The sequence below is a fragment of the Staphylococcus sp. GDY8P67P genome, from assembly GCF_017892545.1.
In the GTDB taxonomy this organism is placed as follows: domain Bacteria; phylum Bacillota; class Bacilli; order Staphylococcales; family Staphylococcaceae; genus Staphylococcus; species Staphylococcus ureilyticus.
The window spans coordinates 238,568-250,364 of record NZ_JAESLH010000022.1 but is presented as its reverse complement, the minus strand read 5'-3'; the positions used below and the strand labels follow the sequence as shown (position 1 = coordinate 250,364).

The 11,797-nt window shown below is 31.7% G+C and carries 9 protein-coding genes; 4 read left to right on the top strand and 5 right to left on the bottom strand.

Going from position 1 to position 11,797, the window contains the following annotated elements:
* Window positions 1-16 precede the first annotated feature (16 nt).
* Window positions 17-931 carry an aldo/keto reductase gene (locus KA833_RS09085; protein ID WP_210128473.1) on the top strand — a complete coding sequence of 305 codons (915 nt, stop codon included), beginning with the start codon at window positions 17-19 and terminating at the stop codon, window positions 929-931.
* A 260-nt stretch (window positions 932-1,191) separates the two neighbouring features.
* Here KA833_RS09085 and KA833_RS09080 read toward each other — a convergent pair whose 3' ends face one another.
* A complete protein-coding gene (locus tag KA833_RS09080; RefSeq protein ID WP_210128472.1) occupies window positions 1,192-1,950 on the bottom strand; it encodes an SDR family NAD(P)-dependent oxidoreductase in 759 nt (252 codons plus the stop codon).
* Between the two features lie 145 nt (window positions 1,951-2,095).
* Here KA833_RS09080 and proC point away from each other — a divergent pair, with 145 nt between their 5' ends.
* Window positions 2,096-2,911 carry a pyrroline-5-carboxylate reductase gene (gene proC / locus KA833_RS09075; RefSeq protein ID WP_064208928.1) on the top strand — a complete coding sequence of 272 codons (816 nt, stop codon included), beginning with the start codon at window positions 2,096-2,098 and terminating at the stop codon, window positions 2,909-2,911.
* A 132-nt stretch (window positions 2,912-3,043) separates the two neighbouring features.
* Here the strand turns inward: proC and rnz are convergent, their stop codons facing one another.
* Window positions 3,044-3,964 (bottom strand): ribonuclease Z, encoded by a 921-nt coding sequence (rnz, locus tag KA833_RS09070; protein WP_064208927.1) that lies wholly within the window; start codon window positions 3,962-3,964, stop codon window positions 3,044-3,046.
* A 148-nt stretch (window positions 3,965-4,112) separates the two neighbouring features.
* Here rnz and zwf point away from each other — a divergent pair, with 148 nt between their 5' ends.
* Window positions 4,113-5,597: a glucose-6-phosphate dehydrogenase gene (gene zwf, locus KA833_RS09065; protein WP_046208204.1), complete on the top strand. Its 1,485-nt coding sequence runs from the start codon at window positions 4,113-4,115 to the stop codon at window positions 5,595-5,597.
* 288 nt (window positions 5,598-5,885) lie between these two features.
* Entirely contained in the window at window positions 5,886-6,755 is an 870-nt protein-coding gene (locus KA833_RS09060; RefSeq protein WP_046208203.1) for an AraC family transcriptional regulator, read from the top strand.
* A 117-nt stretch (window positions 6,756-6,872) separates the two neighbouring features.
* On the opposite strand, the gene KA833_RS09055 is transcribed toward KA833_RS09060, so the two are convergent.
* The 3 genes from KA833_RS09055 to KA833_RS09045 all read right to left on the bottom strand — a co-directional run bounded on the left by KA833_RS09055 (window position 6,873) and on the right by KA833_RS09045 (window position 11,694).
* Window positions 6,873-8,522 (bottom strand): glycoside hydrolase family 13 protein, encoded by a 1,650-nt coding sequence (locus tag KA833_RS09055; RefSeq protein ID WP_046208202.1) that lies wholly within the window; start codon window positions 8,520-8,522, stop codon window positions 6,873-6,875.
* Between the two features lie 554 nt (window positions 8,523-9,076).
* Complete coding sequence (gene gndA / locus KA833_RS09050; protein ID WP_046208201.1) at window positions 9,077-10,486, bottom strand: NADP-dependent phosphogluconate dehydrogenase; 1,410 nt, start codon at window positions 10,484-10,486, stop codon at window positions 9,077-9,079.
* A gap of 68 nt (window positions 10,487-10,554) precedes the next feature.
* Window positions 10,555-11,694 carry a M20/M25/M40 family metallo-hydrolase gene (locus KA833_RS09045; RefSeq protein ID WP_210128471.1) on the bottom strand — a complete coding sequence of 380 codons (1,140 nt, stop codon included), beginning with the start codon at window positions 11,692-11,694 and terminating at the stop codon, window positions 10,555-10,557.
* Between the last annotated feature and the right edge of the window lie 103 nt (window positions 11,695-11,797).

Genomic DNA, 11,797 nt, shown 5'->3' with positions numbered 1-11,797 from the left:
CGAAAGGAGATAAAACATGCAAAAAAATGTTTTGAAAAGCGGTATAGAAATTTCAGAGTTAGGTTTAGGCTGTATGAGTCTTGGGACAAATAAAAAGCAAGCAGAGCCTATCATAGAACGTGCAATTGAACATGGTATCACTTATTTTGATACAGCTGATATGTATGACAAAGGTGTAAATGAGACAATCGTTGGTGAGACTTTAAAGAAATACCAAAATAGAGATGATATAATCATTGGCACAAAAGTAGGAAATCGTTTAACGGAAGATGGGTCTACAACATGGGATCCTTCTAAATCTTATATTAAAGAAGAAGTGAAAGGCTCATTGAAAAGACTTGGTTTAGATCATTTAGATTTATATCAGCTACATGGTGGTACAATTGATGATCCTATAGATGAAACGATTAGCGCTTTCGATGAATTAAAGAAAGAAGGTATTATCCGTGCTTACGGTATCTCCTCAATAAGACCTAACGTAATCGATTACTATTTAAAACATAGCGATATCGAAACGCTAATGTCTCAATTTAATTTAATTGATAACAGACCGGAACAACTTTTAGATGATGTACATGCTAAAAAAGTTAAAGTATTAGCTCGCGGTCCAGTGTTTAAAGGATTATTAACTGCTAAAAGTAATAATGTGTTAGATTCAAAATTTAGTGAAGGTATTTTTGACTATACTTATCAAGAACTCGGCGAAACAATTGCATCCATAAAAGAAATAGAAAGTAATTTAACTGCACTTACGTTTAATTATTTAACGTCTCATGATGCTTTAGGTTCTATCATTGTTGGTGCAAGTAGTACAGATCAACTTGATGAAAATGTAAAAAATTATCAACGTTCAAAAGACATAAGTTTAGAAGCTTTAAAAGCAGCACAAGAGCGTGTGAAAAATTTAGAGTATACCCAACATTTAAAATAAATCTCTTTTACTTGTTTCCAATATGTATGTATGCGAAAAATTGAAAATATTAAAGTTTTAATTGTATAAACGAGGTTGTTTCTAAGACCGAAAGCTAAAAAATAAATAACTTCAATCAAAGCCAAAACGTCAATTTCTATTGTGATTTTATAGAAATTGACGTTTTTATATTAAAAGCTTAATTATCCGTAACACCATTATTGCTATCTTCTATTTTAATGCTATTGTCAAAATGACAATTTCTCATTTTTGAAGTAGCGTTACCTTTTGTTTTTAAATAATGAAGTGAGTTTTTTTTCTATAAAGCGTGGCATTAATTGATAAATTTTTAGTAAATTATGCATCCATCTAGGTTGATTAATTTCTAATTTTTGCCTAATTATACCTTCGATAATTTGGTTTGCTAGTTTTTCGGGATCAAGCATTATATCTCTGTATTTTTTAGCAAATTTCATTGATGGATCTGCTTTTTCATGGAATGGCGTCGCTATTGGCCCTGTATTAACTGTCATAATATGATAATTTGGTTTTTCAATGCGCAGTGCATTTAATAATTGATTGAAAGCCGCTTTACTTGCACCATAATGTGCAGCATAACCTTGGCTTATAAAGGCAGCTTGACTACCTATACCAACGATAATTGGATTTTTAGAGAAAGCCGGTTGTACAACTTTCATTAATAGATTAAAATGCAATACATTCAACTTATATGTTTCAAACATTTCAACAGATGTATGGTCTTCAATGGATTTAAAATACCCAAGACCAGAACAATAGATGAGTCCATCAATCGTTTGGTGTTGAAAGTAATTTTTTAAATCCATGATTTCCTGTTGTGATTGTAGATCACATTTAATGATATTAAGATGTTCTGTGTTATATTGTGTTTTAAATTGTTTTAATTTCTCTGGATTTCGTGCAAGTACCGTAACATGTACTTTTTTAGTTAATAATGTTTTTAATATGGATTTTCCTAATCCACTTGTACCACCTGTTAATATAAAATGTTTACCTATCATAGTAAATTCTCCTAGCTTTAAATTCATAGTTTAAGTATATGAGTGTAAATGATATTTTACTATAGATCTTTAAAATTTCTTAGCCATAACTTAAAACTATGTTAGTATGGAAACATAAAAAGCAAAGAGGAAGTGAAGTCTTCACATGAAACTAGTATTTTATGGTGCCGGAAATATGGCGCATGCAATTTTTACAGGTATCGTTAGTTCAAAAGTGATTGATTCTAAAAATATTTATTTAACGAATCGTTCGAATGAAGTTGCATTAAAAGAATATGCTGACGAGTTAGGTGTGAACTATAGCTATGATGATGCGGCATTGTTAGAAGATGCAGATTATGTATTCTTAGGAACGAAACCATATGATTTTGATGAGTTAGCAGACCGTATCAAACCATATATTGCAGAAAAGAATAAATTCATTTCTATTATGGCTGGTTTACCGATTAGCTATATTCGTGAAAAATTGGCTTCTAATAATCCAATTGCGCGTATCATGCCAAACACAAATGCACATGTCGGACATTCAGTTACTGGCATTAGCTTTTCCAATAATTTTGGCGCTAAATCAAAAGAAGAAGTTGATAGTTTAATAAATGCATTTGGTTCTGCAATAGAAGTTTCAGAAGATAATTTACATCAAGTAACAGCGATTACTGGAAGCGGTCCAGCATTTTTATACCATGTCTTTGAGCAATATGTTACAGCAGGTACACGTTTAGGTTTAGAAAAATCACAAGTAGAAGAATCGATTCGGAATTTAATTATAGGAACGAGTAAAATGATAGAACGTTCAGAATTGAGTATGGAGCAGTTAAGAAAAAATATCACTTCTAAAGGTGGTACAACACAAGCAGGACTTAATGCACTTGCAGATCATGATATAGAGGCTATATTCGAAGATTGTTTACGTTCTGCAGTTAATAGAAGTATTGAATTATCCAACCAAGACAATGATTAATATCTTTTAAAAAAATTAAATTATTATAGATAAGTGGGACAGTAATCTAAATTGTAAAATACTTCCAAAGTTTATTATTAAGACTCGTTTTGGAATACATCAATTTTTAGATAACTGCCCCACTTTTCATTTTTAAAATTGCCAAGCATCAAAGTCATTAACAAAATTAAATGGTGGTGTATCACTTAAAAGTTTAAGTGATTTACTAATTTCACATACTTCTTCTTTAGTATAACGATTACTGATATGTGTGATTAAACTGTAGTCGACATTGGCTTCTCTTATCAATTCAAAAACATCATCAATATGACTATGGTGATAACTATTAGCCAATGATTTATCTCCTTCTATATATGTACTTTCATGTACCATGATATTTGCATCACGTGCAATTAATAATTCGTTTTTACAAGGCATAGTGTCTCCAAATATTGCTACTACTGGACCTTTAACTGCGTCGTCTTTAAAGTCCTTGGAGTTGTAGATTTCACCTTTATATTCAAATGTTTCATTGTTTTTTACATCTTGATATTTAGGGCCGGGTTCTAATCCGATGCTTCTAAGTGCTTCAACATTTATTTTACCAGATTTATATGGTGCTTCCACTCTATATCCAAATGAAGGAATACCATGATTTAACATATGTGCTTCAACATTAAATCCATTGTGTTGATAGGACAATTGTTCCTCAATCTCAATATAGGTAATAGGATAATTTAATTTTGATTCTGATAAAGTTAAAGTTGTTTCTATATATGATTTAATACCTTTGGGACCAATAATCGTAAGCGGTTTACCCTCACCTCCTTGGAAAGATCGGCTTGTTAGCAAGCCAGGTAAGCCAAATATATGATCTCCGTGCATATGCGTGATAAAAATGTGATCAACTTTACCTAATTTAATTGAATGATGTAAAATTTGATGCTGTGTGCCCTCACCAACATCAAAAAGCCATATGCTGTTAGAGTATGGTTCCAAATTTAATGCAATCGCTTGCGTATTTCTTTCTTTAGTTGGCAGACCAGCACTTGTCCCAAAAAACGTAATTTCCATGCATATGCCTCCTCTTCTTGTTCATATTTTATCATATAAAAGTATTAAAAATATAATAAAATATGATATTACAAGCAAAATTGTGGGAAGATACTGGTATATTGGTCTATAATAAATACAGATTTAATAAAGAATTGAGGTTTTGATCTTGAATACTAGAAATAAAGATATCCCATGCTTAATTACTATTTTTGGAGCAACTGGTGATCTTAGTCACAGAAAATTATTTCCATCATTATTCCATTTATACCAACAAGAAAATTTGAATGAGCACATTGCAATCGTTGGAATTGGTAGAAGAGATTTAACAAACGATGATTTCCGTAGTCAAGTGAAGTCGTCAATTCAAGAACACGTTAAAGATACTAAACACTTAGATAAATTTATGGAACACGTATTTTATCATAAACACGATGTAAGTGATGAAGCGAGTTATCAATCACTATTAGAATTCAGTAATAAATTAGATCATGATTTCCAATTGCAAGGTAATAGACTCTTTTATTTAGCTATGGCTCCAAATTTCTTTGGTGTTATATCTGACTATTTAAAATCTTCTGGATTAACAGATACAACAGGTTTTAAACGCCTAGTAATTGAAAAACCATTCGGCTCAGATTTAGAATCTGCCGAAAAATTAAATGAACAATTACGTCGTTCATTTAAGGAAGAAGAAATATACCGTATCGATCATTATCTAGGTAAAGATATGGTTCAAAATATTGAGGTATTACGTTTTGCCAACGCAATGTTCGAACCATTGTGGAATAACAAATACATTTCTAACATTCAAGTTACTTCATCGGAAGTGCTTGGTGTTGAAGACAGAGGTGGCTACTACGAATCTAGCGGCGCATTAAAAGATATGGTTCAAAACCATATGTTACAAATGGTTGCCTTACTCGCAATGGAAGCACCTATTAGTTTAAATAGTGAAGATATCAGAGCAGAAAAAGTTAAAGCTTTAAAATCTTTACGTAAATTAGAACCAGAAGAAGTTCGGCAAAATTTTGTTCGTGGTCAATATGATGAAGGTGTCATTGAAGGTCAGCAAGTAAAACGTTATAGAGATGAAGATCGTGTAGCAGAAAATTCTACCACACCAACTTTTGTTTCAGGTAAACTAACGATTGATAATTTTAGATGGGCTGGTGTACCGTTCTATATAAGAACTGGTAAACGAATGAAAAGTAAAACGATTCAAGTAGTTGTCGAATTCAAAGAAGTCCCTATGAACCTATACTATAAAACAGATAAAAAATTAGATTCCAACCTCCTAGTTATTAACATACAACCAAATGAGGGTGTCTCCTTACACTTAAATGCTAAAAAGAATGTACAAGGCATTGAAACTGAGCCAGTACAACTATCGTACGCAATGAGCGCGCAAGATAAAATGAATACGGTTGATGCTTATGAAAATTTATTATTTGACTGTTTAAATGGAGATGCAACTAACTTTACACATTGGGAAGAATTAAAATCAACTTGGAAATTCGTTGATGCAATTCAAGAAGAATGGAACCAAAATGAACCTGAATTCCCTAATTATACAGCTGGAACAAATGGTCCATTAGCAAGTGATTTACTATTAAGTAGAGATGGTTTCCACTGGTGGGACGATATTCATTAGTTAACATGTAACTAATTAAAAATAAGGCAATGATACAAGTTTCTATTTATGCTTGTGTTGTTGCTTTTTTATTATACCCTATTTGTGTTATGATTTAGACTATTGATTAAACTATGAATATACAATTTTAGATTGTTTACATTTTACCCTATTTAATATTTTTGAGATGTAAGTCATATAAAAATGATGTAAAATAGAACTAATCAACAATGATTCATAACATAGTGTATAGAAAAGTAACGAGGTACATATTTAATTGTATTTAGTTATAATTTAGGAGTGAAAGTTTTGGACGTTATCAAGCAAATCCAACAGGCAATTGTATATATTGAAGATCATTTGCTAGAACCTTTACATTTGCAAGCACTTAGTGATTACGTTGGTCTTTCACCATTTCATATTGATCAATCATTTAAAATGATTGTAGGTCAATCGCCAACAGAATATGCAAGGTCAAGAAGATTGACTTTAGCTGCTCAAGACATTTTAAGTGGTTCAGCTCGCTTGGTAGATGTTGCAAAAAAGTATAGCTATAAAGATGCTAATGATTTTGCTAATGATTTTAGTGATTTTCATGGTGTTTCTCCTATTCAAGTCAATACAAAACGAGACGATTTAAAAATGCAACCAAGACTTTATATTAAACTTACTACTACAGAACGTGCGCCTTATACGTATCGTTTAGAAGATACACAAGGCTTATCTTTAGTGGGTTATGCTAAATTTTTGAATTCAGACGAGATTGACAACCCATTTAAAGTGCCTGATTTTTTAGAAGATTTATTAATTGACGATAAAGTTAAGGAATTACAACGATATAATGATACGAGTCCACATGAGTTATTTGTGGTTAATTGTCCACTTGATCATGGTATGGAAATTTTTGTTGGCGTGCCAAGTGAAAGATACCCAGCTCATCTTGAAAGTCGTTACTTACCTGAAAGACAATATGCTAAATTTAATTTGCAAGGTGAGATGGATTATGTCGTCAATGAAGCTTGGTATTATATTGAGACTAGCCTGCAGATGACTTTACCCTATGAACATAATAGTTTGTACGTTGAAGTTTATCCATTTGATATTTCATTCGATGATCCATTCACTAAAGTTCAATTATGGATGCCTGTTGATCAAGAGCAATATGACATACTTGAATAACAATACACAAAAATGCTTAAATAACAAAAAGCGAGTAAGCAAACTTATTATTAATTGAGTTGCTTACTCGCTATTTTGTGTTTGTAATACTATTTAATGTGGTAAATCGAAAATGTTTTATAATTTAATTACAAATGCTTCGTATGGTTGGATATTTTCAAAATCAATAGTATTGTTTTTATAGTTGTGTAGTAAGATATTTTCTTCTATCACATTCATATCAAAGTATAATTTAGCTTCTTGATTTGTTAAATTACCAACAATTAGTACACTTTGACCATCTAATTCTCGTGTATATGCAAATACTTGACTATTTTCTGAATCAACCAGATTAAACGTTCCATATGTAAAAATATCTTGAGATTTTTTTAATTTTATTAAAGCTTTATAGAAATTTAATATTGAATTTGGGTCTTGTTGTTGTTGTGCAACATTAATCGTTTTATAGTTTGGATTTACAGGGAACCAAGGCGTTACGTCTGAAAATCCTGCAAAGTTAGAACTATTCCATTGCATAGGCGTTCGTGAATTATCTCTATTTTCTTTTTTATGTTTATCTAAAAGTTTGGATACGTCGCCACCCTGCTGTTTGACAATTTGGTATTCATTGACTACTGCAACATCATTAAAAGTTTTAATATCATCAAATGGATAATTGGTCATACCAATTTCTTGACCTTGATAGATAAAGGGTGTACCTTGTTGTAAAAAATAAACGACTGCATGACTTGTAGCAGATTCAAACCAATAATGCGAATCATCTCCCCAAGTTGATACACGTCTTGGCTGATCATGATTTTCAATAAATAATGCATTCCAACCAACATTTTCAAGTTTTTTTTGCCATTCATTTAACACATTTTTATAGGCATTGACATCAAATTTAACATCACCTGAATTCCATAAACTTAAATGTTCGAATTGAAAAATCATATTGAACTTACCAGTTGACTCACCTACCCATGGTTCAGCATTATCTGGACTGACGCCGTTTGCTTCCCCTACAGTCATAATATCATAATGATTTAAAGATTTATCCTTCATTTCTTGTAACCAAGTTTGTATGCCAGGTTGATTCATATCCACTTCAAATGCTGGCGCATAATCTTTTCCTTCTGGTAGTTTTAAGTCACCAGCTTCAAATGTTTTTTTAATATGTGTTATTGCATCTACTCTAAAACCATCTATACCTTTATTAAACCACCAATTCATCATTTCAAAAATAGCATTTCTCACTTCTTTATTTTCCCAGTTTAAATCTGGTTGTTTTTTACTGAATAAATGAAAATAATATTGACCTGTATGTTCATCAAATTCCCATGTAGATCCATTAAATATACTTTCCCAATTATTTGGCTCTGAACCATCTGGTTTCGGATCTCTCCAGATATACCAGTCACGTTTAGGATTATCTTTACTTGATTTTGATTCTATAAACCACTGATGTTCATCTGATGTATGGTTTACGACTAAATCTAATATTAATTTCATATCTCTTTGATGTACTTCATATAGTAATTGATCAAAATCTTCCATAGTACCAAACTCATCCATAATATCTTTATAGTCGCTAATGTCATAACCATTATCATCATTTGGAGATTTATACATTGGGCTAAGCCAAATAACATCGATGCCTAAATCATCTAAGTAATCTAATTTTTCTATCACACCTTTTAAATCTCCGATACCATCGTTATTTGTATCATTAAAGCTTCTTGGATAAACCTGGTAAGCGATTGCTTCTTTCCACCATTCCCTGTTCATATAAATCCCCCTTCAAAAGTATTGAATTCGTTAAATCCGTTCATTATTAATATTTGAAGTGTTACCTATAAGTTGTATTGTCATAAAATATTTGCATGACAAGCAGTAGCGAATATTTCATTGTTATAGGTTAATACAATATTAAATATAAAAGAATTAATTACATATATTATTAGGTTAATTAATGTATGTATAAAAGTCAAAAGTTTAGCGTAATCGCTTCCAAATGAAACAGGTATGATATAAAAAAGATATTTAGTTTATACATATAGATTTCATTTTTAAAAATCAGCTAAACAATAACTTTATTTTTAAATTCGATTGAATAAGTAATTTTATTTATAGAAAAAACACTTCCGTATAAATTCATTTTATATTATGAATTTAGCGAAAGTGTTTATATTATAATTATGAACTTCACTATTTGAGGCCAATCCATCGTTAATTTTAATGACAATTAACAAGCTTTAGCTAGAATTACTTATGTTTTTGGTAATTTTTCAGTTCCATCTGAGATAATTATATTAGAACATGAATGTTATAAAACATCTAAATTATTCATCAATCCACTGTGTATGGAAAATACCAGAACGGTCTTTACGCTCATATGTGTGTGCACCAAAATAATCGCGTTGTGCTTGTATTAAGTTAGCTGGTAAATTTTCTGAACGATAACTGTCATAATAGTTAATACTTGCAGAAAAACCAGGTGTTGGTACGCCATTTTGTACGCCTGTTGCTACAACGTCACGTAAAGCATCTTGATAATTTGTAACGATGTCTTTGAAATAAGGATCTAATAGTAAGTTTTGTAATTCACTATCATTATCATACGCTTCTTTAATTTTTTGTAAGAATTGCGCACGGATTATACAACCTTCACGCCAGATCATAGCAAGCTCACCTAATTGAAGATTCCATGCATGGTCTTCACTAGCTTTTCTCATTTGAGCAAAACCTTGCGCGTAAGAACAGATTTTACTCATATAAAGTGCTTTGCGGATTTTTTCAAGGAATGCTTCTTTATCACCCTCAAATTTAGCACTAGGTCCATTTAATTGTTTAGAAGCATTTACACGTTCTTCTTTAATTGAAGAAATAAAACGAGCAAATACAGATTCAGTGATTATTGTTAAAGGTATTCCTAGTTCTAAAGCATTGATAGATGTCCATTTACCAGTACCTTTTTGGCCGGCTGTATCTAGTATTTGTTCAACTAATGGTCCATTTGTTTCATCATCTAATTTATTGAAAATATCACCAGTTATTTCTATTAAATAACTTGATAATTCCCCAGCATTCCAATCCTTAAATGTTTGAGCGATATCTTCATGTGACATACCTAGTAAGTCTTTCATCATTGCATAACTTTCTGCAATTAACTGCATGTCAGCATATTCTATACCATTATGGACCATTTTAACGTAATGTCCGGCACCATTTGGTCCGATATAGGCTACACATGGTGCGCCGTCTTTTGCTTTTGCTGATATAGCTTCTAATATATGACTCACTTTATTAAAAGCTGCTTCTTGTCCACCAGGCATAAGTGAAGGTCCTGTTAATGCACCAACTTCACCACCAGATACACCCATACCAATGAAATTAACACCACTTTCAGCGAGTGCTTTGTTTCGTCTGATTGTATCTTGATAATTAGTATTTCCACCATCAATTAAAATATCATCATCATCTAATAATGGTAAAAGCGTATCAATTGTTGCATCTGTAGCTGTTCCTGCTTTTACCATTAGTAGTATTTTACGGGGTTTTTCTAAGGAATTTACAAATTCTTCCATTGAATATGTTGGATGTATGTTTTTTCCTTCAGATTCTTTTACCATTTCATCTGTTTTTTCTGAAGAACGGTTAAAAACTGATACGCTGTATCCACGTGATTCAATATTCCAAGCAAGGTTTTTACCCATTACGGCTAAACCTACTACACCTATTTGTTGTGTCATTTAACTAACCTCTCTTATTAAAGTTTTCTAGTATATTGTATCACAAAGGTATCTTTATATTCACTTAATCAGTTTATAGATTGTTTAATAAGCTCGTCGTTAATACTTAAAAGTTGACTAGCTAACTGATTTAAAGATTCAATTGAAATTCTTTCTTCTGTAGTGTGAATGTTTTCATAACCTACACCTAAAATGACTGTAGGTATTCCAAGTTGATTTATTATATTACCATCTGATCCACCACCAGCAATGACAGTATTTGCTTCTAAACCTAAAGCTAAAGCGCTAGATTTTGCTATAGAAGTTACCGCTGCATCATCAGAAATTTTAAATCCTGGATAACTTTTGATGATTTCTACTTCGGCATGACAATGATACCTTTTTGCTGTTGTTTCAAAAACAGATTTCATATGATTGACTTGTCTGACGATACTTTCTTCTGAATGTGAACGTGCTTCTGCATTTAATGTTACTTTTTCTGCCACAATATTGGTAGCAGAACCACCTTCAAAACGACCAATATTTGCAGTGGTATAGTCATCTATTCGACCTAAGTTCATTTCACTAATTGCCTTTGCAGCTACATTGATTGCGCTTATACCATGGTTAGGTGTACTGGCGTGCGCTGTTTTTCCAAATATAGTCGCATTCAGTTTCATTTGAGTTGGCGCACCAACTACAGTTGTGCCAACTGGAACACTTGCATCAATTGCAAACCCATAACTCGCATCTAGTAAAGTTTTATCTATTGCTTTCGCCCCCTCTAAGCCAATTTCTTCACCAACAGTCAAAATAAATTGAATTTGACCATGAGGCAAATGTTGTTCATTAATAACATGGATAAATTCTATAATAGCTGCTAAGCCAGCCTTATCATCTGCACCTAAAATCGTAGTTCCATCTGAGTATATGTATCCATCATCTTTTACAGTTGGTGTGATTTTTTGACCTGGTACAACTGTATCCATATGACTTGTGAAATATATTTTTTCAAGATGTTCATAATTGGGCGTTGCCTTTAAGGTGCAAATTAAATTATTCGCACCTAAAGTATCATTTTGAATACTGGCTTTATCTTCATAGATATCTATATTTTGCTGTTCCATTATTTTTTTAAGATGGTATTGGATATCCTGTTCATTGCCACTTTCAGAATCAATTTGAACGAGTTCTAAAAATGTCTCTAATAGACGTTGTTTATTTATCATATAAATCCCCTTTTCTATAATCACAATTTATTTTAGTTTACATAAGTTTAAAGCTTAGCAAAATAAATATGTTTATACGTATTCGTCTAGTTATGTTATAATA